This is a genomic window from Aquamicrobium aerolatum DSM 21857 (assembly GCF_900113935.1).
Taxonomy (GTDB): domain Bacteria; phylum Pseudomonadota; class Alphaproteobacteria; order Rhizobiales; family Rhizobiaceae; genus Aerobium; species Aerobium aerolatum.
Genome location: NZ_FORF01000030.1, coordinates 1 through 21,976, shown reverse-complemented (window position 1 = coordinate 21,976; position 21,976 = coordinate 1). Strand labels below are relative to the sequence as shown.

The following is a 21,976-nucleotide window of genomic DNA, read 5'->3' as shown; positions in this document are numbered from 1 at the left end:
CTTTTTTGGGCCCATACTGTATGGATGGTCTCACTCTGCCCTAAGCACTGCTTCCCGTTCCTCCGGCAGTGCCTCTACGCCTCTCCCACCGTCTCCGTATCCTCGTCCAGCTCGTGCTCAAGCTCTAGGTAGCCGCTGGCGATGAGATATTCGCGCAACACGAACCGGGCAGCTTGATCTGGGTCGATCTGGTATTCTTTCGCAAACCGGCGCAGCGCTATGGCTTCGTCAGTCGCGATTTCGAGCATTATTTTCATTCCAAGCCCAACCCACGCGTTTTCGGATGGCAGATGTCATGCGACAAAAGCCTGCAGCACCGACATAGCCTTTTTTAGGAGGGCGCAGATTTTGCGCCGCACCCTCGCTGCTATCGTGCAAAATAGAACGTGGGCTGCAAGAAAGGTTTTGATCAATCCCCTGAAATGCCCATCGGCACATCACCATACTGCGCGAGGATGATCGGCTCTTCCAGGACTTCGCCGGTTTCGGTGTCGACCGTCTGCTGGACGGCAATGACGCCAGCAGCGCGACCGGCGTCGCGTTCGGCCCGCTTGATCGCTTCGTCGGCGGTTTTGAAATCCATCTGCCGGCCCTGCACGAGCCTTCGCCCCTGCTTTTCGAACTGCTGCACAATATAAAGGGTCTTTTCGGCCAACACCCATTTCCACTTCAAATACTTGAGCGTTCAGTTTATCCAGAACGTCCAGTGAACAAATCAGCGATCTGCGTGTCACTGGCGTGTCAATCACGTGTCTGCAGATGATGAGTGTTCTTTCTTCGTTCTGCAAGCATCTGCACGAACCTACAAGAAAAAACGTCTCAACCCCTTTTAGCTATTGCGCTTTTCTGCGTCTTTCTCTATTTCCCGCAGCGGGCCACCTCTCCCCAACGAGAGGCGAGCTATCTGAGAGGATAGAACTGCTATGACAATGATTTCGAAACCGGACACACGTCCGGCCAATCCCAATTTTTCTTCTGGTCCTTGCGCCAAGCGTCCCGGCTGGTCGCTTGAAGCCCTTGCTGATGCTCCGCTCGGTCGTTCGCACCGCGCCAAGACCGGCAAGACGAAGCTGCAATACGCAATCGACCTCACCCGTGAAGTTCTTCAGGTTCCCGCCGACTGGCGTATCGGCATCGTGCCGGCGTCGGACACCGGCGCAGTCGAGATGGCGCTGTGGTCGCTGCTCGGCGAGCGCGGCGTCGATATGGTCGCATGGGAATCCTTCGGCGCAGGCTGGGTCACTGACGTCGTCAAGCAGCTGAAGCTGCCGGACGTGCGCAAGATCGAAGCCGACTACGGCGTTCTGCCGGATCTCGCGCAGATCGATTTCAACCGCGACGTCGTCTTCACCTGGAATGGCACCACTTCGGGCGTTCGTGTCCCGAACGCTGATTTCATTCCGGCAGACCGCGAAGGCCTGACGATCTGCGATGCCACTTCGGCCGCATTCGCCCAGCGCCTCGACTTCACCAAGCTCGATGTCGTGACCTTCTCGTGGCAGAAGGTTCTTGGCGGCGAAGGCGCACACGGCATGCTGATCCTCAGCCCGCGTGCTGTTGCACGCCTTGAGAGCTATACGCCGTCCTGGCCAATGCCGAAGATCTTCCGCATGACCAAGGGTGGCAAGCTGATCGAAGGTATCTTCAAGGGCGAGACGATCAATACGCCGTCGATGCTGTGTGTCGAGGATTATATCGACGCGCTTGAATGGTCGAAGTCGATCGGTGGCCTCGACGGCCTCGTTGGCCGCGCAGAAGCTAACTTTGCGGTGCTCAACGCCTTCGTTGAAAAGTCCGACTGGCTTGCCAATCTGGCTGTCGATCCGGTCACCCGCTCGAACACTTCGGTGTGCCTGACCATTGTCGATCCGCAAGTGGCCGCACTCGACAAGGACGCACAGGCTGCGTTTGCCAAGGGCATTGTCTCGGCGCTTGAAAAGGAAGTCGTCGCATACGACATCGGCGCTTATCGCGACGCGCCGTCGGGTCTACGCATCTGGACCGGTGCAACGGTCGAGACCGCAGATGTCGAAAAGTTGACGGCTTGGCTCGACTGGGCATTTGCCCAGCAGAAGGCGGCACTGAAGGCTGACGCCTAAGCACTTCTTTCAGGGCTGCGGTTGGGCGCAGCCTTGTACTCCTCCAAAGCACATAACTACCTCACGAAGGAGGCCATCATGGCACCTCGCGTACTCGTATCCGACAAACTTTCGCCGACTGCCGTGCAGATCTTCAAGGATCGCGGCGTTGAAGTGGACTATCTGCCAGACCTCGGCAAGGACAAGGAAAAGCTCCTTGAAGTCATCGGCCAGTATGATGGCCTCGCGATCCGTTCTGCCACGAAGGTGACGGAAAAGCTGATCGAAGCAGCGACCAACCTGAAGGTTGTGGGCCGCGCCGGTATCGGCGTCGACAACGTTGATATCCCGGCTGCATCGCGTCGCGGTATCATTGTCATGAACACGCCATTTGGCAACTCGATCACCACCGCTGAGCACGCCATTGCGCTGATGTTCGCCGTGGCTCGTGAACTGCCGGAAGCCAATTCATCCACGCATGCCGGCAAGTGGGAAAAGAACCGCTTCATGGGCGTCGAGATTACCGGCAAGACGCTGGGTGTGATCGGCTGCGGCAACATCGGTTCGATCGTCGCCACGCGCGGCGTTGGCCTGAAGATGAACGTCATCGCCTATGACCCCTTCCTGTCGGAAGCGCGCGCCAAGGAACTTGGCGTCGAGAAGGTCGAGCTTGAAGAGATTTTCACACGCTCGGACTTCATCACGCTGCACACGCCGATGACCGACAAGACGCGCGGCATCCTCAACAAGGATGCGTTCGCGAAGATGAAGAAGGGCGTTCGCATCATCAACTGCGCGCGCGGTGGCCTGATCGTCGAGGCTGATCTGATCGAAGCACTGAAGAGCGGCAAGGTTGCAGGTGCCGGCATTGACGTGTTCGAGACCGAGCCAGCGACGGAAAGCCCGTTGTTCGGCATGGCAAATGTGGTCTGCACGCCGCACCTTGGCGCATCGACCGCAGAAGCTCAGGAAAACGTTGCCCTGCAGGTTGCCGAGCAGATGTCGGACTACCTGACTAAGGGTGCCGTCACCAACGCGATCAACATGCCTTCGATCTCGGCTGACGAAGCTCCACGCCTGAAGCCTTTCATCAAGCTTGCCGAAGTGCTGGGCGCGTTTGTCGGACAGGTGACCGAAGAGGCGATTCAGGAAGTCGAGATTCTGTTCGACGGTGCTACCGCCGACATGAACACCAAGGCGCTGACCAGCGCTGCACTGGCCGGCCTGATCCGCCCGATGGTGTCCGACATCAACATGGTCTCCGCGCCGATCATGGCGAAGGAGCGCGGTGTTATCCTGTCGGAGATCAAGCGCGACAAGTCGGGCGCATTCGACGGCTACATCAAGCTGAAGGTGAAGACGGCATCCAAGAGCCGCTCGATTGCCGGCACGGTGTTCTCCGATGGCAAGCCGCGCTTCATCCAGATCAAGGGTATCACGCTCGACGCGGAAGTGGGCGAGCACATGCTCTACACCACCAATGCTGATGCGCCCGGCATCATCGGTCTGCTCGGCACGATCTGCGGCAAGCACGGCGTGAACATTGCGAACTTCCACCTTGGACGTAACCGTCCGGGCGGCGATGCGATTGCACTTCTCTATCTGGATGCGCCGTTCCCACAGGCGGTTCTGGAGGAACTGCGCGCCGACCCGCGGATCGTTTCGGCAAAGCCGTTGCAGTTCGACGTCGCCACGGCCTGATCAGGTTCCAAGCCTCCTCCCAAGGCTTTTGCGGGACGCATGTGCTTACGCGCATGCGTCCCGCCGCAGGCGTAGTCGCTACGTGTTGAACATATCGGAGGGAAACTACCGATAATGGTGGCAATCTGAGCCGCTGCTGACTGGATTGATCGGGTTCAGTCGCGTGCTGCGCGTTTGCGGCCGCTGTTTTCGGCCAGCCAAATGCCGCCGAGAACCATGACCAGTGCCGCGATGTGATACATCTCTAGGTCCTCGCCCAGGATGGCAATCGACAGGATCGTCCCGAAAATAGGCACGAGGTTGATGAAGAGACCGGCACGGTTTGCGCCGATCAGATCGACAGCGCGTACATAGAACAATTGCGATACCACCGACGGGAAAATCGCGGTGTAAAGGACGATGCCCCAACCACGCATGTCGGGCCATATTGCAGCGTCGGTCGCAACTTCCCACGCCATAAATGGCAGAGACGTAAGGGCGGCCGCCACCGCCATCACCGACATCAGGCTCTTCCAGTGAATTGCAGGCTTGTATCGCAGAGCGATGGTATAGCCAGCATAAAGCAGAACGGCCGCGAGCATCAGCAAGTCGCCGCTATTGATCTGTTGTTCTGACAATGTCAGCAGATTTCCGTGTGTCGCCGTCAACGCAACTCCAACCATTGAAAGGCTGAAGCCGATCACCTGTCCTGCCGAGACGCCGATGCGATACAGGACGAAGTTGGCGATAAAGATGAACATCGGCATGCCGGCCTGTTCGATCGATACGTTGATGACGGTGGTGAAGGTGAGGGCGGTGTACATCGCCGCGTTGAACAGCGTGAAGCCGGCGGCACCGAGCAGGAACAGATAGAGAAGCCGCGGTCGCACGACATGCCAGTCCCGGCGCAATTGCGGTATCCCGATGGCCAGCATCAGCGCGACGGCTCCCAGCCATCGAAAAGTCGTCAGTACCATTGGCGAGATGTGACCGACTGCCATTTTGCCTGCGACAGCGTTCCCGCCCCACATCAACATGGTCAGGAGCAGAAGAACATATGCGTTGCGAGACATTGCGGACCGGAAGCTTTCGAGACGTGAGGGTCAAGGCGTAGACGCTTCGTTCGTGCGTGTAAATGCGCCACATGAGGGCGGCTTCGGTCCAAAGAGGCGTTTTACCGCTGTTCGAAGGGGTCGCACAAAGGGCGACATGTGGTTATAGAGACGTGTAAAATTTGCCGGGCAACCGGTCCAGGTTCAGCAAAGAGGAATTTATCCATGGCCAATGTTGTGGTCGTCGGGTCCCAGTGGGGCGACGAAGGCAAAGGCAAGATTGTCGACTGGCTCTCCGAGCGCGCCGATGTCATCGTGCGGTTTCAGGGTGGCCACAATGCAGGCCACACGCTGGTCGTTGACGGCAAGGTCTACAAATTGTCGTTGTTGCCTTCCGGTGTCGTTCGCCCGGGCAAACTTTCGGTGATCGGCAACGGCGTTGTTTTCGATCCGCACGCTTTCATTGCGGAGCTCGGTCGGATTCGTGAGCTGGGTGTCGACATCGGGCCGGAGCGATTGAAAATTGCGGAAAATACCTCGCTGATCCTCTCGGTACACCGCGAGCTCGACGGTTTTCGCGAAGATGCGGCTTCCGCTGGCGGCACCAAGATTGGCACGACGCGTCGTGGCATCGGGCCGGCTTACGAGGACAAGGTTGGCCGCCGCGCAATCAAGGTGATGGATCTTGCAGATATCGACAGCCTGCCGGCTAAGGTTGACCGCCTGCTGACCCACCATAACGGTCTGCGCCGCGGTCTGGGCCATGCTGAGGTGGCGCACGAGACGATCATGGAGGAGCTGACCTCCGTGGCGGATGCGGTGCTTCCTTACATGGACCGCGTCTGGAAAGTGCTTGATGAGAAGCGCCGTGCAGGTGAGCGCATTCTGTTTGAAGGCGCACAGGGAACATTGCTGGACGTCGACCACGGCACCTATCCGTTTGTCACGTCGTCCAACACCGTTGCAGGTCAGGCTTCTGCGGGCTCGGGTATGGGGCCTGGCTCAATCGGCTACGTGCTCGGAATTACCAAGGCGTACACGACGCGCGTTGGCGAGGGGCCGTTCCCGAGCGAGCAGGACAATGAGATCGGTGAGTTTCTGGGAACCCAGGGGCGTGAATTCGGCACTGTCACCGGGCGCAAGCGCCGTTGTGGCTGGTTTGACGCCGTGCTGGTTCGCCAGTCTGTTGCCGTCAATGGCATCGACGGCATCGCTTTGACCAAGCTCGACGTTTTGGACGGGCTCGACGAGATCAAGGTTTGCACGGGCTACAGGCTTGATGGCGAGGTTATCGACTACCTGCCGGCAAGCCAGGCCGCGCAGGCGAGGGTCGAGCCGATCTACGAGACGCTGGAAGGCTGGAAGGGTACCACCGCTGGCGCACGCAGCTGGAATGACCTGCCGGCGCAGGCCGTCAAATATGTCCGCTACATCGAAGAGTTGATTGGCGCGCCGGTGTCGATGCTCTCGACCAGTCCTGAACGTGACGACACAATACTTGTGACGGACCCGTTTCAAGACTAGAGGTTCTGAATCTGTTTCGGCTGCGGTGGCTCAGGCCCCTGCAGCCGAAGTCAGGCAAAGATGCAGGAATTGGGTGAAGAATGGCAGATTTCGTTGCGGTTCTGAGAAAGACAATCGGCGGTCTGAGCGACAACACGCCAGAAATGCGCGAGAAAGTCTACGATAAGGCCCGCGCGACGATCGAAGCCAAGATCGCGGCTCTCAATCCCCAGCCGCCGCTTGCAATCATCGAGCGCCAGCGCAAGGCGATGGAAGATGCAATCTCGGTCTTGCGTGCTGATTATGATCAGCCGGTGATCGTCGATAATTTCGACGACATTATCGCCAGCCTTGATGGCAGCGAGCCGTTCGAGACGCATGGCGACGAGAGCGAACTGGTGTCGGAGCAGCCGTCTCCGGAACCGTTTGCTACTCCTCCGGTTGCGGTTGCGGTTGCGCCAGTTGCACCAGTTGCACCGGCCGCCCCAGAGCCTGTTCTGGAGGCAAAGCGTACGCCGCCTGAACTTGACCCGGTGTCCGTCGGGTCTGATGCGCAAGCGATGCGTGATACGGTTGCAAACGACGACCGCCTCGATCTCGATCACGAACGCCGCCCTGCAGAAGCCAAACCTGCTGCGGCATCGACGCCGCGCCGCAAAGGCATTTCAGCTGGTTTGATTGCCGCGTCGCTGGTTGGCCTGCTGATTGTTGCTGGCGCACTTTATGCGTTGTGGCCGAGTGGCGGAAGCGAGCCGCAGGTTGCTGAGCAGCCAGCACCGGTGGAGACGCAGGAGACGCCAGCCACGACCGCCGAGGAACTTCCGGAGACGCCGTCTCCCGAGGAAGAGCTGGCCGCAGCAACCCCAGAGCCAGAGCCGGCGATTTCGCCGACTCCACCTGCCGACTCCGAAAAATTTACCCAACGGCTGATGCCTGACGGCAGCGAGGTGGATGAAGGCCCTGCGGGTGGTGCACGCACAATCGGTGAGGGCACGTCCATCGCTGCGGTTGCGAGCCCCGGCGAAGAGGCAACGCCACCGGCAGCTCCTTCAGCAACTGCGACGGAACCGGCCCCTGCTGCGCCGGCAAATAATGCCGATGAGCCGACGATTGCGGTTGGCCAGCGCGCAATCTTCTATGAAGAACGCACGAGCTCGTCGCAGGGCTCCGCTGAGGCCGGCTCGATTGTATGGTCGGTCGTCCAGGAATCCCCCGGTGGTGATCTGCCGCCGGAGCCGGCTATCCGTGGCGAAGCAACGATACCGGCCAATGACGTAAGGCTGCGTATGACGATACGCCGTAACGCCGATCAAACGCTTCCGGCAGCGCATATTGTCGAGATGATTTTCCTGACGCCGGAAGGCTTTGGTGGTGGGGTGATCTCCAGCGTTTCGCGGATGGCATTCAAGGAAACCGAGCAGGCGGCCGGAAACCCACTTCTGGGAATTCCCGCGAAGATTGCGGACGGTTTCTTCCTGATCGCACTGAGCGATGCCCCGAACGAGATCGAGACGAATTTGCAGTTGCTGGCGCGCCGCAGCTGGATCGACATTCCTATCGTCTATCAGTCTGGCCGACGTGCCCTGCTGTCGCTCGAAAAGGGTATCCCGGGCGAGCGCGTGTTCCAGGAGGCATTGGAGGCCTGGCGGCAGGCCGCTTCAGCCGGCTGATCGAGAGTGTGAACCAATCCAAGTAGCAGACAGCAAAAGGCCGGCATTTCGCCGGCCTTTTTGTACAAATGAGGTGGTCTGAAATCAGTGCGCTGGTTCTGCCTCAATGGTGCGCAAGGCTTGCGCCTGCCGACGAGCCGCCGCCTTGACCGCATCCTGAACCTTTTCAAACGCACGCACTTCGATCTGTCGCACACGCTCGCGGCTGATATCGAATTCGGACGAGAGCGTTTCCAGCGTCAGTGGGTCTTCCGACAGCCTGCGGGCCTCGAAAATGCGGCGCTCGCGCTCGTTGAGAACCGCCATTGCATCCGTCAGCATCGAGCGGCGATTATCCAGCTCGTCCTGCTCAATGAGCATGGCTTCCTGGCTTTCGCTGTCGTCAACCAGCCAATCCTGCCATTCACCTGACTCGCCTTCCGACGCCCTGATTGGCGCGTTGAGTGAGGCGTCGCCGGAAAGGCGACGGTTCATCGATACTACCTCTTCCTCGGAAACATTGAGGCGGGTAGCGATCTCGGTGATCTGGTCCGGCTTCAGGTCGCCATCGTCAAGCGCCTGGATCTTGCCCTTCACCTTGCGCAGGTTGAAGAACAGTCGCTTCTGGTTAGCGGTGGTGCCCATCTTCACGAGGCTCCACGACCGCAGGACATATTCCTGGATCGACGCCTTGATCCACCACATCGCATAGGTCGCGAGACGGAAGCCGCGTTCGGGCTCGAATTTCTTCACGGCCTGCATCAGGCCGACATTGCCCTCGGAAATGACTTCGCCGATCGGCAGGCCGTAGCCGCGGTAACCCATGGCAATCTTTGCCACGAGTCGCAGATGGCTGGTGACAAGCTTGTGCGCAGCCTTGGTGTCGTCATGTTCGAGATACCGCTTGGCGAGCATGTACTCTTCCTGCGGCTGCAACATTGGAAAGCGCCGAATCTCTTCCAGATAACGCGCAAGACCGCCTTCTCCGGAAACGACGCTGGGTAGTGATTGGGCCATAAAGCGCCCTCCCTCTCTTTAGAGTGATGCCCCCTTGCGGCGGGCATGCCTCCCTGCCGCAGAACGCGCACGAAGGAGGCCCAAACTAATATAGGATCGTTTGCGGCGAAATCACGGTCTCTTACATCGTGAAACGGTGTGTCACGACGATGTGAACAATCCGGCTGCGCCGTTCAACCAATTGAATCTACAACGTCTGCCGGCTGAAAAAGTTCAACCGATATTCGCGCCGTCCCATAGACGGAACGCATCCAGCAATTGCCCCAGATCGTCAGGACGAGGGGCCTCGAAGCGCATCAGCTCATCGGTGGTAGGGTGGCGGAAAGCAAGCAGCCTTGCATGGAGCGCCTGACGCGGAAAAGCGCGTACTATTGAGCCGAGCTCGTCGCCAAGCCGGTTTGCCTTGGTGAAGAAGGCCTTGCCGTAGTCGCGGTCGCCGATCAGCGGATGACCGATGTGCGCCATATGCACGCGGATCTGGTGCGTGCGCCCGGTTTCGAGGCGGCATTCGACCAGCGAGGCCATAGATGTCGCGTCCGGACGCTCGCCAAAACGTTCCTGAACGGTGAAGTGGGTGATTGCGTGGCGTGCATCCTCACGACCTTCTGCGACCACGGCGCGCTGCGTGCGGTCGCTGCTTGAGCGCCCGAGTGGAGCGTCGATGGTGCCTGCTGGCCGTCCTGGATTTCCCCAGACCAACGCATCATAGGCACGTTCCAGGTCACCGGTCAGGCCATGGTCGGCAAAGGCCTCCGACAGGCTGCGATGGGCGCGGTCATTCTTGGCCACGACCAAAACACCGCTCGTGTCCTTGTCGAGGCGATGGACGATGCCAGGGCGGCGGACGCCGCCGATGCCCGACAGGCTGTCTCCGCAATGGTGGATCAGTGCGTTGACCAGCGTCCCGGTCCAGTTGCCGGCGGCGGGGTGGACCACGAGGCCGGCAGGCTTGTTGATGACGATCAGGTCGTCATCTTCAAACAGGATGTCGAGGGGTATGTCCTCGCCTTGCGGCTCGGCAGGCGTTGGCTCTGGTGTCGCAATGCTGATCACGTCTCCGTCGTTCAGCTTGCGCTTTGGTTCGGTGACCGCCTTGCCGTTAAGCGCAATCGCCCCGTCTCGCATCAGCCCCTGAATGCGGCTGCGCGACAAATCGGGAGCCAGCTGCGCGGCGAGCCACTGGTCGATGCGCTCGCCTGCAGCAGTTGAGTCCGCGACGAACTCTTTCAATGCGGCGCGAGCTTCGTTATCAGGGGCTTTCATCAATGAACCGGAACGGATGGTGGACATGACAGTGCCTCACGACGACGAACAGGATAAGCCGCTGGACCCGGCGGTGGAAAACGTTCGCCGCAAGCTCGTCCGCTTCATCGTCATCAATCTGGGAATTCTTTTCATCGCTCTTATGGCGGTCGTGGTGGCTCTTGTCTACCGCGCAACGCGCGTCAGCGAGACCGCGCCGGCGACGATCAGCGAACTTCCCGTCCCTGCAGGGGAGGGAGCAATTTCGGGGGCGGTCACGTTGCCTGCGGGTGCGCGCGTCCTCGATCATGCGATCACCGGCAGCCTGCTCAGCTTGCGTCTAGAGCTGGCCTCCGGCGCTGAGGCGATCCTCCTGTATGACATTACGAGCGGGCGCACTATCGGCCAGATCGACATCGCTGGCGGACGATAACGGCTGTCGCCGCGTCAGCGGCGATAGGGGATGAAAACACATGCGAACGCGAAGAAACTCGGTTTGCATGTATTGCATTCGCTGCGATTCGCCTCTATATCGCAGCTCTGGTTCGCGCCCATCGTCTAGCGGTCAGGACGGCGCCCTCTCACGGCGCAAACAGGGGTTCGATTCCCCTTGGGCGTACCAGCAATTTCAATACCTTAGACGTTTGTCGCTCCCACCCGTTCAATAACCGTGCAATAAGCCGTTTGAGCGTTACGGAAAAACGACTGCTGGAGGTTTGCTGCAATTGTCCTATGGGTGCCTGACAAAAGTCAAAGCGCCTTTGGAATGCAAGCGGAGGCAAGTTGCTACGCCCCGCTATGGGCCGGCCCACCATCCTCGCCGCCACCCCAGATGAAACCAGGCGTGTCCAGCTCTGTAGAATCGTCCTCGCGGTCCGGGTCGCCGTCCAGCGCGTCCAAAATGGACAGCAGGCGCTCAATCTCATCTTCGATGTCGTGACGGGTCATGCAGCCCTCCTGTCGATCAATTGATCAGCGCGGCGCCTGAACCATTCGGCAGTGTCTCCAGAACGCAGGGCCCGTACGTCTCGCCAATGAAACGGCATGAACAGTTCGCTGCTGTCGGTCGTCTTGTCGAAAGCCTGCTGTGCCAATCGCTCGAGATCCGCGGAGATGGCAGGCTTGAGTCGGGCTATTTCGATTAAGGCGCGGTCGAAGACATCGAGGAATTCATCGTCACCCGAATACCCCGTCGGGTAGCCCTCGCGTGCGGGCGCGTAAGAGCTAACCTTTCTCTCAATGCTGCTTTTATTATCAGGGGTAGTTCTGTCAGGGTATATTCGGACTACGGTTGTCCGTTCACCTACCCGGTTCTGTCCGTTCACCTCAGGTTGTCCATTCACTTCTGTCCGTTCACCTGGCGTCGCCCGAAGCGTCAGGTAAATGCGGCGAAGCCGACCGATGGCTTCGCCCTTTTCATCACGTTTCACCATGGTTTGGCGTTCGATGAGGCCGGCGGCATCAAGGGCTTTCATCCCGCGTCCGACCGTGCGCGGCGTTGCGTTGATGACCTCGGCAAGTTGCTCGTCGGTCGGAAAAGCATAGCCGTACTCGCGACTGACATAGCCAGGGAGCAGCGAGGCGAGCTTGTGTGCGACTTTGGGTAACGCCCCACCAGATGCAGCAACCCGCCATTCTTCACGCATCGCATTGAACCGTGCAGCGTCGGCGGACCGAAACTCAATCCGCCGCCGAGCTACCTGGGTTTTGCTGGCAGCCCGCGACGTCATGACTGGATATCCGCCAGCGCTCTCAGGTCAGCGATCAGGCTTTTTAGGGTTGCAATCTCGCTGGCTTCCTCGTCCGTGTTCCACCTCTCCCGAACTCTCACTTTCGCGAACATCCCTTCCAGGCTGTCGGCGCGCGTTTCCATAACCTTGTTGAACAGGCGAGCGCCTTCCTGCGTCCGGCGACCCTCCTTCCGCTCTGCCTTGCGCATGCGCTTACGGAGCCGATCGAACGCCGCCTCGAGTTCTGCCACTTTGTCGCCGGCTTGTACCTTCCGCTCGCTGTTCGCGTTGAACTCCGCTTCGAGCTTCAAAAGAGATGCATCGCTCATGCTGCGGCCTCCTTCATCCCTTCGCCTGCTTCGATGAAGTCGTGCACCGACCCGTGAAGGTCCTTCGCCATCAATAGAGCCGTGTGAATGCTGTCAGAAACTAGGGCGAGGTCGGCCATGTTGTTGCGCAGTGACCACGCGGCGCATTCGCAGAGGGTCAGGAGAGCGGCCACTTGGTAGCTGGCCTCGATAATCTGCTCGGACGGGGTACGGTTGCTCATGAGCGTGCCCCCTTGGCTTTGTGGCCTGCGATCAATGCGAAGGAATGCTCGAAGTCGATCGTGACCCTGTAGGTCATTGCCGGGTCAATTTGGTTCATCGCCTCGGCAAGCTGTCGAGCATGGTACGAAGCCAGTTCGTGCGGAGTCATTTCAGGCTTGGCGGCAATCGCGGGCGCGGCGAGGGTTGTACCAACAGCACCGACTGCGGCTGTGTTGCGAAGGAAAAGGCGGCGAGTAATGGTCATGCCGGCATCTCCCTGTCGAGATAGGCGAGCGCCGAACGCAGCGCGTTTTCGGCTATGCGGTCAATGAACCCGTCTTCTTCAAATGCAAGACGGATGGCCTCGCGCACTCCGGCCAAGCTCTTTGTCTCCGGTGTGTTATGGAGTATGGCATCATGAGCCGGACCGTAGGTCGTAGCTGCAACTTCATCCTCCACTTCCTGGCCGACGAGCGCATTGTCATGCACAGCCAGAAATGCCTTCCTCCCGGCACGATACGCATTGATCGCCTCCAGCATCGGATCGGGTGGGATTGGTCCCGAGCGGAAGCCCAGCGGCATTTTGGGCACGTCAGCGGGCCTGATGTAGCCCTCAATTGGCTCGGCCATCGCCGGAGCGACAGCCGCGGTTCCTAGCGCCGGGATTGCAGCAAGGCTTGTGAGCGCGCGGCGGCGTGAAATCGTGTTCATATCGCTCTCCTTCACGCTGCCAGCGCCGAAAGCTCAGCCTCAAGGCGAGCCTGGATCGGCGTTGTGTTGATCTGAAAGGATTTGAACTTGAGGCTGTCGATTTCTGCGCGGATTGCACCAGCGCGAACCTGCTTCACGTCGAGCGGAATGGCTGCGTTGCGGGTCGCTGCCTTCGCACGGCGCCATGCTTCTGTGAGTGCCCAGCGAAAGCCGTTGCGGTTGAACTGGACCTTGCAGAACATCTCGTAAGTGTTGCGGTAGAGCCGCCATGCGGCTTTCATGATATGCGAACGGTCAGTCATTGGCTTGCCCTCTTTCTGGTGTGCTGTTAGCATATAAATAGGGCTGTCAGCATGTGCTGTCAACACATTAATTATGCTATTAGCACACGAAAAGAGATCGAATGACCCCCGAACAGTTCCGAATGGCCAAAGCGGCTCTTGGTTTGAGCAACCCTGAACTGGCCGAAAAGACCGGGCTCCACCGAAACACGTTGAATAAGCTTGACCAAGGGTCAGGCAAGTCATCCACAACCCAACACGTTCGCCTTGCCCTTGAAGCGGAGGGCATCCAGTTCCTCGAAGAAGGTGATGCCGCTGGCGGGCCGGGTGTGGCGTTGAGGAGCCAACAATGAAGGTGCGTTTACCTGCGCCAGTTGCAGCGATCTATCGCGCTGTAGAAGAACTAAGTGTGATGTACCCCGGGAGAAAATTCACTCCCGATGGCCACTTGGTGGGCTCCATTGGAGAGGTGGTCGCGGCAGAAGCGCTAGGGCTTACCCTTTACCCGAGTTCGAACCCTGCACATGACGCCTATGATGCCGATGGCAATGAGGTTCAAATCAAGATGACCGCCGGCAACACGATTTCGATGTATGCTGACTGCAGCCGTCTTGTCGTTCTCAGGCTTGCATCACCGGAAGAAGCGGAAATTGTATATGATGGTCCCGGAGCGCTGGCTTGGGCCGCTGCCAGCAAGATGCAGAAAAACGGGCAGCGATCAGTGAGCCTGTCGAAGCTTCGGGCAATCACGGTCGCAAGAAGTGCTGGCGGGACTTTTGAGAAAATGGAAGCGGACAAGCGCACGCCATTGATTGATCAAGGGGCAATCTCGACCAATCAGAAAACGTGTCCAGAGTGCGGGCATGTCTTCAAGGGTAAGGGCTGGGACGGCGTTGATGCACATTGGCGGTCCAAGCATGAGGAAGTCATGCCGTACGAGCGCGCATGGCCGCTCCTGAAAGAGGGGATCTACCCCAGGCGGCCAGCATCGGAAGCCTGACTTATCGTTGAGAGGCTGACGGCATGGCAGAGTTCATGCCCGAGAATGGACGAGGAGCAAGGGTCCGACTATCCAGCAGAGGTTTGCATCAGGGTAATTAGTGGATACGATCATCCCCGGCTTGGGGTTGATTATGATACGTGGTGCGTTCGTCTCGTTGGGAATCTTTGCGTCGGCGCTGTCGGTCAACCCAGCGCACACACAATCGAACCATTCCAGTTCCGGAACTGGCTTCTTCGTAAACGCGGATGGCTGGGCCGTTACCAACGCCCATGTTCTTGAAGGTTGTACCCGCGCCAGCGTGCCGACGCTGGGCGAGGCTACCGACTGGATAGTAGACAGGCAGAACGATTTGGCGGCAGTGAAGGTGGCTGGAGGCGCGGACAAGCCGTTCCTGCGTCTACGCGGCTCGGCTCCGCGTCTTGGCGATGACGTAGCCGCTTTCGGTTATCCATTCAGCGATTTCCTGTCAGATTCGATCAAGATAACAACCGGCAATATTAATTCGCTCATCGGAGCGCAGAACGACACACGCTTTCTGCAAATCTCGACGCCGCTTCAGCCTGGCAATTCAGGTGGCCCGGTCGTTGATCGATCCGGTGCGGTCTTGGGCATAGCAACTGCGGTATTCTCGGGGCGTGGGGATTTCGTCGCGCAGAACGTGAACTTCGCCGTTCGATCAAACGTGCTGGAAATGTTCCTGCAAAGCAGATCGATCGAATACGACTCTTTGTCGGCGTCCGCCGAAACGCTATCCACAGCCGACCTTGCCGATGCTGTCGCGCCAGCTGTAGTGCAAATTCGCTGTATCTCGGAAAGCCTTCCAGAGACGGCAAAGTTGCATCGCATGCCACCCGTCGAAAACCCGTTAGCGCCGGTAGATTTCTCGCGGGAGATGGCCGAACTGCTCGCTTACGCCTATCACGATGCGTGGTCGTCTCCGAACGACAGCGCGCTACAGTTCATGGCGAGCGTCTATACCGATAGCATTGAGTTTTATGGCAAGCGGGTGTCCCCATCTTCTGTCATGGATGAGAAGCAAAAATTTGCTCATCGTTGGCCGATACGTGATTACAGTATCCGTGACGGAACACTTTCAATCGAATGTATAGGCGTCCTTTGCGACGTCGGCGCGATAGTAGACTGGTTTGCCCACAGTCCAGCGCGAAACGCCACGTCCGATGGAGTGGCAACATTTAAGTTCCAAGTGGACGTCCACAATCTCTCAATCACGCGAGAATCGGGAGCCGTATTGAAAGGCCAGAGCGCGGACCCTTCCGGTATGCATGCGCGCCTACACGGCCTGAATGGAAAATGCCGGGGAGGCTCGGGCGATCTGGACACGACAATGCGCGCATGTGATGCGCGAGAATACACGACAAAGTCGCTTATAGCGGCCGGCTGGTGTTTTGGGAGGAAGGGGGAAGAGTATTTCGACATGGAATGGCATCGCTGCGGATCGGGCTCACTTCGGGGATTGTGAGGTCAACGTGTGTATTGACGTGCGGCGCGCCGGTGGCAGCGTGCGATTGGGGTATATTGAGGGGGGAACCATGATGAACCAATTGGACGATACCGATCAGAGTGCATTCTTGATCGATGAGTGGAAGGCAGCGCGAGAACAAGTTCACCTTTTGCTCAATGCGATTTGGCGCCTCGAATCGGCTGCAATTCTTGGGCTCGGAGGCTTTTACGCTTGGTTTTATTCTAGGGGAGACGGCTGGCTCAAGCCATTCAAGCTTATAACTTTAGGACTGTCAAAGCCCGCCGTTCTGTTTGAGGTGGCTTGTTTAACAAGCGTGCCTGCAGTTTTTGCTGTATTCGTCCTTAACCGTTTAAAAATTGAGTACGCAATCCTAGCGAGGCTGGGTGAATACTCAAAATTGATCGAGGGCAGTATCTATCGATCGGTCCCTTTGAAAATCGAATTGGCTGGATGGGAAACTTATCTCGCCAAGCACAAGCCAGACGATTTGTCGTTCCTAGCGGTTCGAGATCTGTTTTCGAATACCTTTAATGGCTTCATGATCATCACCGCGATATGTATCGTGGTTGCAATTATCAACTGGATACGCCTCGTCGAGAGCCTCATTGGCACATTAGTATATTGATACTGGTCTCTACGGCGCAAACCCGCCCTTGATCATGAACCCGAACCGGCCTTCACTAGGTGGGATCATTCCAACGCTTCCAGCCAATCTTCATGGCTTTTCATTCGATCAGCGATCATGCGCTCAACGTCATTGAACAGATCAACCAAACCTTCACCTATGCTGTGGCGCTTGCGGCAGCACGAGAGCTACTCGCTCGTCATCCCGAGGCGGGTGGGTTTGTTCTGGCACCTGGTGCGCACATGGCGCAACCCCTCGACATTATGAGCGAAGTCGATGGGCTGGTGGGAGCGGAAACCTTTGCGGCAGTGAGCCCTACCAATAACCGCAAACTAGCAGGGGACCTCCAGAAGCTTGCCGATCGGCCGGAACTGCATCGCTACGTATTCTTCGCATCGCCCCGTTTTCCGGGCACTGTGCGCTTGCCACAATTCGAGCGCGACGGAATTGAAGTGTGGTCAGTCGAGATTTGATAGTTTGATGTTCTTCATAAATGCAAAAGACAGCAGGGGACCTGTGCATGAAATGGCAATGCCGTTAATATTGGCCGAAGAGGCTGATATCCCTACGCGAACCGTTTCGTTACGCGACTGAACCACTATCTAGGAGGCATCCGTTGATGAAAAACCCTTTCCCCGTGGCATTCCGAGCATCTGTCTCATACGATGGCGGCCAAACCTTCAAGGGTGGCGGGCCCGTCAGTCATGCCACATTTACTCGCAATGGGGAGGCGGGCCTTTACCGCGACAATTTGACAATTTGGGCAGGCGGCCAAAATTCAAACAGAGATCTTACGTTGACGGTATCTGATCCGTCTCGGCTCCCAGAGTTCCTGGTCGACCTACTTCTGGTAGCGCGCGATGAAGGTGATGAGGATGAGAGGGTTGAAGACTTCAACAACCGCCTGTCACTCAGGGATGAGGTCGCTGTCGCTATGGAAAAGGCAGCCGCTCGGCTTCGAAGCGCGCCGAGACGCTAGAGAAGAGCAGAATTCCGCATGAAGTCGGTGGGTCGTGGCAACATTTGGAAGATCATTGTGCCTGTCGCGGATGCCTGCTTGGTGAATGTGTAGACCCATATGAGGGGCATCGCTTTTATTCTCGTCGCAATGCTGACCGCCAGCATATGCACAGCATCAGCCGAGAAGGCTGTCATCTCCGGAAAAGCTCGGGTCGTGGATGGAGACACGCTGGACGTTGGCGCCGTGCGTGTTCGCCTCCACGGGATTGACGCGCCCGAAGCCGGACAGACGTGCCGGCGGGCGAACGGCAAGTCTTGGCAATGTGGAACGGAAGCAACCAATCGCCTGGCGGAACTCGCGGAAGGGAAGGCGCTCGAATGCGAAGCGATCGACCGAGATCAGTACGGCAGGATTATTGGCCGCTGCCGACTCGGGGATCTTGATCTGAATGCAGTGATGGTCGAGGAGGGGTTAGCTTGGGCCTTCCTGCGGTTCAGCAACGAATATGCAGACCGTGAGGCGGCTGCCCGCGCTGGCGGCAAGGGTATCTGGCAGGGAGCAGCAGAGCCCGCGTGGGAGTACCGTGAAAACCGCTGGGAGCGTGCGGCTGAAGCGTCGCCTCGTCCTGGGTGCCCAATCAAAGGCAACATCAATCGCCATGGTGAGAAAATCTATCACACGCCGTGGAGCCCTTGGTATCAGCGAACTCAGATCAATGAGAAACAGGGGGAGCGCTGGTTCTGTGATGAGAAGGAGGCGACGGACGCAGGTTGGCGGGCGCCGTACTGGCGATAAGTCGCCCATCCCTGGCGCGCCTCATTTTGCAGAATTGCGGCCGGTCGCCAGATATTTTCGTCTTCCTTTTTACGGGGTCGCAAAACTCGCGATACAATGTCCACTGGCTGTCATGGTGATCGCATTCGCGCGTTGGTGCACGTCGCTGAGGGTCTCAGGAGGCCGCCTTCCGTCCGATGTTCGTCGGCATCTCGAAGACGACGGACACTGCCGCAATGAGCGGTCTCATCGACTACGGATTAACTCTGGATACAGGAACATTCTGTATGACGTGATCTGAAAAGAGGCGCGTTATGCCACTGGATGCTCCTACGCTGTTTTTCGTTACGATCGTCGTGATGGCGATGATCTCGCTGCTTCTTCTTTGGGTGTGGCTGCATAACCAAAGCGTCAAGACGCTCGCCTGGTGGAGTGGAGCGTTGCTACTGGAGGCAATTGGCACAACACTGGTGTTGCTTCGGGGGCGTATCCCCGACGCGCTGAGCGTCGATCTAGCCAACGCGCTTCTGATTGCCGCTTGCGGGCTGATCTGGAGCGGAGCGCGGATCTTCAGCCATCGAACTGTACATCCAAGCTTTGCGCTCGGAGCAGCGATTTGGCTTGCCGCTTGTCAGTTTGATGCCTTCTATTCATCACTACCCGCGAGAGCCAGCCTGTTTTCAGTGCTGATTGGCGGTTACGCGCTGCTTACTGCCTGGGAATTCTGGCGCGAAACGGAACCACTAGCCTCTCGCCCTGCCATTATTGCCTGCCAAATCTTAAATGCTCTTGTCTTCTTTGCGCACTCACCGGTTCTGATGTTGAGTGCAGCCCCCGGAGGTGCTCAGCCGTTGATGGGTCCGTGGTTCACGTTCATCGCGCTTCAAGGAACCGTACATAATATGGCAGCCGCCTTTCTCTTCTTAGCCATGGCAAAAGAGCGCGTGGAGTTGCGTTACAAGACTGCGTCTCGTATTGACCCACTGACCGGAGCATTTAATCGAAGATCCTTCGTCAATTCGGCGAATCAACAAATGGCGCGGATGAGGCTCGATGATCCACCAATCGCCCTTATTCTGTTCGATCTGGATCATTTCAAAAAGATCAATGATAGATTTGGGCACCCGTGCGGCGATGAGATTTTGAAACTATTCTGCAGCGTGGCGTCCACGCATTTGCGAGCCAGCGACGTGTTCGGCCGTCTTGGCGGCGAGGAGTTTGCTGCTTTGCTTCCAGGGGCAACCGCAGCGAGCGCGCACCTGGTGGCGAGTAGGATTTTAGTTGCATTCGAGACTGCAGGAGAAGGTTTAGCTCTTGCGGGCTTGAAAACTACAGCAAGCGCCGGAGTTGCCGTGTCGGGAGTTGGCTGCTCTTCGTTTGACGAACTTTTCACAGTGGCCGACCGTGGTCTCTATAAAGCTAAGCGGGCGGGGCGAAACCGGGTGCGCGAAGATGAAACCCCCTTCGCCCCGGTGCCGTTGCGCTCATCCAGCGCATGAGCCCAGAACAATGATCTCTGCGACCCTTGATGGCGATCTGGTGCATAACATATAGGGCACGAGGCAGCTTCAGCGACCGCTGCGAGACAACAAGTTGGTAGTGCTCGACATTCCCGAGCCCGTTGAGCCACAGGCCGCCAATCAGGGCCACTTACTATGATCGAGCTTGAGAAGACGAGACGGGTACCCACTCGGTGGTAACGGTTCAGGCTCAACTCGACGCATCAAACACGGATACTGATAATGGCAGAAAAGACCCTTTACATTGTCCAGCAGTTCGAAAAGCAGGGACGAAGGCTCGTCCAGGGCCAACAGATGGATTTCAAGACCGCTGAGGAGGCGATCAAGCGGGCCGAGCGTGACGCCGGTCGCGCTGCTGGCGTTATTGCTGTCCAGCAAACTGTCGATACGGAAACGGGTGAAGTGCTGGAAGAACCGATCATTCTCGCCCAGCATGGTGAAGTGCCAGCGGGTATTTCCGGGGACTGAATCGCCGGCAAGGCAGCATGCCTGTCTGCGCCCCCTACACCGGGCCGCATGATTGATCCGACCTTGCACTGCCGTTGAATAGACCCCAGGATGCGCGGCCTTGGGAGGGCTTGGGATGGAAGACGACCCCCGCATACCGGCAATCGCAGCCAGCGACCTCGTGTCTGCATCTGTCCTCGCATCGCTCATTGGCATGCTCGGCGCCAAGGGCATCCTGTCTGACGAGGAGATTCACGAGATATACGAGCGGGCATTGCTCCTCCTTGAGGAACAGCAAGGGGATGACAGCGACGAACTGGCGAAAGTCTATGAAGCCGCGCGCTCGATCATCGAGGCGCAACTGCGGTGAAGATCACGCTCGCACTTTCCACCGAGGAGCGCCTAGCGCTCAGACGCTTCGCACGCGAGGCTGGCGAGGATCTAGAGGCTGCCGCACACGCTGCGTTCCGTGATGGGTTGATCGCCAGCGGATACCTGGAGCTGGAGCACGAGCTGGACGAGGATACGGAGACGGTGGGAGAGGCGTAGGGTGCCGTCCATGGCCAACACCAAAGACCCGCGCCTTGCAGACAGCGGGTTAGAATCTTGATAGGGTGCGCCCTATATAGTGAGCCATGAGATCAATTCAAACGAACGGAGGGCAAGATGTATGACGCACGGCACATTGCCAACTGGTTCGTGGAGCGCGCGCGACAGGAAGGTCGCGTGTTATCGATTATGTCGCTGCTTAAGCTGGTGTATATCGCGCATGGCTGGCATCTCGAAATGCGCAACGCCCCACTGATTCGGAATAAAATCGAGGCTTGGAAGCACGGCCCCGTTATCCCTGACGTTTACAATGCGTTTCGTGGACAAGGCATCAATATCAGGAATACTGTGCCAATAGGGGGCACCGAAATCTCCTCGTATGACGGCCATCTTCTGGAAGAGATATACCGCCTCTACGGCCATCTTCCAGCTAAGCGGCTCTCTGACATGACGCATGAGCCAGGCGGCCCATGGGACGTGGCAACAAAGAATTGGGGTTGGTTCGCACCTATCCCCAACGATCTCATACAGCCGCACTACATAGCCAAACGTCAGTCGGCAGGGCGTACACAAACGAATGGCTGACGAAGAACATCAGCCTATACCGCGAGAAATGTCTGCCGGCGTCGCTACTTCAGCGGCATCGGCCGAGTTTGAAAGGCGGATTGCCGACCTTGAGGAGAGGCTTGCACAACAGCAGCTCACTCAAGAGGGAAAGGCTCGCGACCTTCTAATTAAGGAAATCGAGCAGCGCATATCAAACAGGCAGCTGGCAATCCTCATCGCAGTTGTGGTGATGATTTTCATGGCCGGGGTGTTGGCCCACGCAACGCACAGCTTCTATTGGGGGCGGTTAATTGTGGTCCCGCAGTCCGTCGCGATTGCGATGTTCTTGGGACCAATTGTCTCCATCACAACGCTTTCAGTAGTCCTAATCGTAGGGGCATTTCGCCACTTCAAAGAGAAGGACATGAGCAACGTCAGTCTGGGATCTCTCGCTGCCGAAGCTACAAGAAACTCACTGTAACCCCGCTCCGGCGGGGTTCCTTTTGTTTAAGCGCTGCAAGTGTAGTAGTCTCTTCTTGGGAGTAATCCCGAGAGAGGCCCCGTCACGACCAGGCCCCCCCGTTTGAGAGCGGCG

29 protein-coding genes and 1 tRNA gene are annotated in these 21,976 nt (G+C 58.0%); 18 read left to right on the top strand and 12 right to left on the bottom strand.

The features are described 5' to 3' along the window. Positions 1–74 precede the first annotated feature (74 nt). Both BMZ42_RS18100 and BMZ42_RS16610 read right to left on the bottom strand, forming a co-directional pair. A complete protein-coding gene (locus BMZ42_RS18100) occupies positions 75–248 on the bottom strand; it encodes a hypothetical protein (protein WP_175556763.1) in 174 nt (57 codons plus the stop codon). Positions 249–409: 161 nt separating this feature from the next. Continuing rightward, positions 410–658 (bottom strand): hypothetical protein, encoded by a 249-nt coding sequence (locus BMZ42_RS16610; RefSeq protein ID WP_244523308.1) that lies wholly within the window; start codon positions 656–658, stop codon positions 410–412. 265 nt (positions 659–923) lie between these two features. Between BMZ42_RS16610 and BMZ42_RS16605 the strand changes: the two genes are divergently transcribed. Together BMZ42_RS16605 and serA are read left to right on the top strand one after the other, a co-directional pair. Beyond that, on the top strand, positions 924–2,099 hold the full coding sequence (locus BMZ42_RS16605; RefSeq protein ID WP_091524758.1) for a phosphoserine transaminase: 1,176 nt from the start codon (positions 924–926) through the stop codon (positions 2,097–2,099). Between the two features lie 78 nt (positions 2,100–2,177). Continuing rightward, complete coding sequence (gene serA, locus BMZ42_RS16600) at positions 2,178–3,779, top strand: phosphoglycerate dehydrogenase (RefSeq protein ID WP_091524755.1); 1,602 nt, start codon at positions 2,178–2,180, stop codon at positions 3,777–3,779. A 155-nt stretch (positions 3,780–3,934) separates the two neighbouring features. Here the strand turns inward: serA and BMZ42_RS16595 are convergent, their stop codons facing one another. After that, positions 3,935–4,831 carry a DMT family transporter gene (locus tag BMZ42_RS16595; protein WP_091524752.1) on the bottom strand — a complete coding sequence of 299 codons (897 nt, stop codon included), beginning with the start codon at positions 4,829–4,831 and terminating at the stop codon, positions 3,935–3,937. 204 nt (positions 4,832–5,035) lie between these two features. On the opposite strand from BMZ42_RS16595, the gene BMZ42_RS16590 reads away from it, so the two are divergent. Then, positions 5,036–6,334, top strand: a complete 1,299-nt coding sequence (locus BMZ42_RS16590; RefSeq protein ID WP_091524750.1) for an adenylosuccinate synthase — start codon at positions 5,036–5,038, stop codon at positions 6,332–6,334. Between the two features lie 80 nt (positions 6,335–6,414). Continuing rightward, positions 6,415–7,983, top strand: a complete 1,569-nt coding sequence (locus BMZ42_RS16585) for a hypothetical protein (RefSeq protein ID WP_091524747.1) — start codon at positions 6,415–6,417, stop codon at positions 7,981–7,983. 84 nt (positions 7,984–8,067) lie between these two features. On the opposite strand, the gene rpoH is transcribed toward BMZ42_RS16585, so the two are convergent. Continuing rightward, positions 8,068–8,979 carry an RNA polymerase sigma factor RpoH gene (gene rpoH, locus BMZ42_RS16580; protein WP_091524745.1) on the bottom strand — a complete coding sequence of 304 codons (912 nt, stop codon included), beginning with the start codon at positions 8,977–8,979 and terminating at the stop codon, positions 8,068–8,070. 213 nt (positions 8,980–9,192) lie between these two features. Continuing rightward, the gene (locus BMZ42_RS16575) at positions 9,193–10,242 is read right to left on the bottom strand and encodes an RluA family pseudouridine synthase (protein WP_091524763.1); all 1,050 of its coding nucleotides are present in this window, start codon (positions 10,240–10,242) and stop codon (positions 9,193–9,195) included. A gap of 25 nt (positions 10,243–10,267) precedes the next feature. On the opposite strand from BMZ42_RS16575, the gene BMZ42_RS16570 reads away from it, so the two are divergent. Then, positions 10,268–10,654: a hypothetical protein gene (locus BMZ42_RS16570; protein ID WP_091524742.1), complete on the top strand. Its 387-nt coding sequence runs from the start codon at positions 10,268–10,270 to the stop codon at positions 10,652–10,654. Positions 10,655–10,768: 114 nt separating this feature from the next. Continuing rightward, positions 10,769–10,843 (top strand) — tRNA-Glu (locus BMZ42_RS16565). Between the two features lie 164 nt (positions 10,844–11,007). Here the strand turns inward: BMZ42_RS16565 and BMZ42_RS18095 are convergent. The 7 genes from BMZ42_RS18095 to BMZ42_RS16535 are packed head-to-tail and all read right to left on the bottom strand — an operon-like array spanning position 11,008 to position 13,494. Then, on the bottom strand, positions 11,008–11,169 hold the full coding sequence (locus BMZ42_RS18095) for a hypothetical protein (protein ID WP_175556762.1): 162 nt from the start codon (positions 11,167–11,169) through the stop codon (positions 11,008–11,010). After that, positions 11,166–11,951: a helix-turn-helix domain-containing protein gene (locus BMZ42_RS16560; protein ID WP_091524740.1), complete on the bottom strand. Its 786-nt coding sequence runs from the start codon at positions 11,949–11,951 to the stop codon at positions 11,166–11,168. The genes BMZ42_RS18095 and BMZ42_RS16560 overlap by 4 nt, the downstream gene beginning before the upstream one ends. Further along, entirely contained in the window at positions 11,948–12,280 is a 333-nt protein-coding gene (locus tag BMZ42_RS16555; RefSeq protein ID WP_091524738.1) for a hypothetical protein, read from the bottom strand. The genes BMZ42_RS16560 and BMZ42_RS16555 overlap by 4 nt, the downstream gene beginning before the upstream one ends. Continuing rightward, positions 12,277–12,501: a hypothetical protein gene (locus tag BMZ42_RS16550; protein WP_091524736.1), complete on the bottom strand. Its 225-nt coding sequence runs from the start codon at positions 12,499–12,501 to the stop codon at positions 12,277–12,279. Before BMZ42_RS16550 ends, BMZ42_RS16555 begins: the two co-directional genes overlap by 4 nt. Beyond that, the gene (locus tag BMZ42_RS16545; RefSeq protein ID WP_091524733.1) at positions 12,498–12,746 is read right to left on the bottom strand and encodes a hypothetical protein; all 249 of its coding nucleotides are present in this window, start codon (positions 12,744–12,746) and stop codon (positions 12,498–12,500) included. The genes BMZ42_RS16550 and BMZ42_RS16545 overlap by 4 nt, the downstream gene beginning before the upstream one ends. Beyond that, complete coding sequence (locus BMZ42_RS16540; RefSeq protein ID WP_091524730.1) at positions 12,743–13,192, bottom strand: hypothetical protein; 450 nt, start codon at positions 13,190–13,192, stop codon at positions 12,743–12,745. The genes BMZ42_RS16545 and BMZ42_RS16540 overlap by 4 nt, the downstream gene beginning before the upstream one ends. An 11-nt stretch (positions 13,193–13,203) precedes the next feature. Next, positions 13,204–13,494: a hypothetical protein gene (locus tag BMZ42_RS16535; protein ID WP_091524729.1), complete on the bottom strand. Its 291-nt coding sequence runs from the start codon at positions 13,492–13,494 to the stop codon at positions 13,204–13,206. Between the two features lie 101 nt (positions 13,495–13,595). Between BMZ42_RS16535 and BMZ42_RS16530 the strand changes: the two genes are divergently transcribed. The 12 genes from BMZ42_RS16530 (at position 13,596) to BMZ42_RS16470 (ending at position 21,862) form a co-directional block, all read left to right on the top strand. After that, a complete protein-coding gene (locus tag BMZ42_RS16530; protein ID WP_091524726.1) occupies positions 13,596–13,826 on the top strand; it encodes a hypothetical protein in 231 nt (76 codons plus the stop codon). Then, a complete protein-coding gene (locus tag BMZ42_RS18315) occupies positions 13,823–14,473 on the top strand; it encodes a DUF6998 domain-containing protein (protein ID WP_244523307.1) in 651 nt (216 codons plus the stop codon). Before BMZ42_RS16530 ends, BMZ42_RS18315 begins: the two co-directional genes overlap by 4 nt. A gap of 100 nt (positions 14,474–14,573) precedes the next feature. Beyond that, entirely contained in the window at positions 14,574–15,956 is a 1,383-nt protein-coding gene (locus BMZ42_RS16520) for a S1C family serine protease (RefSeq protein ID WP_091524723.1), read from the top strand. Between the two features lie 70 nt (positions 15,957–16,026). After that, entirely contained in the window at positions 16,027–16,584 is a 558-nt protein-coding gene (locus BMZ42_RS16515) for a hypothetical protein (protein WP_091524720.1), read from the top strand. 92 nt (positions 16,585–16,676) lie between these two features. Next, positions 16,677–17,057 (top strand): hypothetical protein, encoded by a 381-nt coding sequence (locus BMZ42_RS16510; RefSeq protein ID WP_091524718.1) that lies wholly within the window; start codon positions 16,677–16,679, stop codon positions 17,055–17,057. A 605-nt stretch (positions 17,058–17,662) separates the two neighbouring features. Continuing rightward, entirely contained in the window at positions 17,663–18,340 is a 678-nt protein-coding gene (locus tag BMZ42_RS16500) for a thermonuclease family protein (RefSeq protein ID WP_091524714.1), read from the top strand. A gap of 293 nt (positions 18,341–18,633) precedes the next feature. Then, the gene (locus tag BMZ42_RS16495) at positions 18,634–19,818 is read left to right on the top strand and encodes a GGDEF domain-containing protein (protein WP_091524711.1); all 1,185 of its coding nucleotides are present in this window, start codon (positions 18,634–18,636) and stop codon (positions 19,816–19,818) included. Positions 19,819–20,061: 243 nt separating this feature from the next. Beyond that, positions 20,062–20,307: a hypothetical protein gene (locus BMZ42_RS16490; RefSeq protein WP_091524709.1), complete on the top strand. Its 246-nt coding sequence runs from the start codon at positions 20,062–20,064 to the stop codon at positions 20,305–20,307. Positions 20,308–20,422: 115 nt separating this feature from the next. Beyond that, positions 20,423–20,656 (top strand): hypothetical protein, encoded by a 234-nt coding sequence (locus BMZ42_RS16485; protein ID WP_091524706.1) that lies wholly within the window; start codon positions 20,423–20,425, stop codon positions 20,654–20,656. After that, the gene (locus tag BMZ42_RS16480) at positions 20,653–20,835 is read left to right on the top strand and encodes a hypothetical protein (protein ID WP_091524704.1); all 183 of its coding nucleotides are present in this window, start codon (positions 20,653–20,655) and stop codon (positions 20,833–20,835) included. The genes BMZ42_RS16485 and BMZ42_RS16480 overlap by 4 nt, the downstream gene beginning before the upstream one ends. 117 nt (positions 20,836–20,952) lie before the next feature. Beyond that, entirely contained in the window at positions 20,953–21,420 is a 468-nt protein-coding gene (locus BMZ42_RS16475) for a Panacea domain-containing protein (protein ID WP_091524702.1), read from the top strand. Continuing rightward, positions 21,413–21,862, top strand: a complete 450-nt coding sequence (locus tag BMZ42_RS16470; protein ID WP_091524699.1) for a hypothetical protein — start codon at positions 21,413–21,415, stop codon at positions 21,860–21,862. Before BMZ42_RS16475 ends, BMZ42_RS16470 begins: the two co-directional genes overlap by 8 nt. Positions 21,863–21,976: the final 114 nt, after the last annotated feature.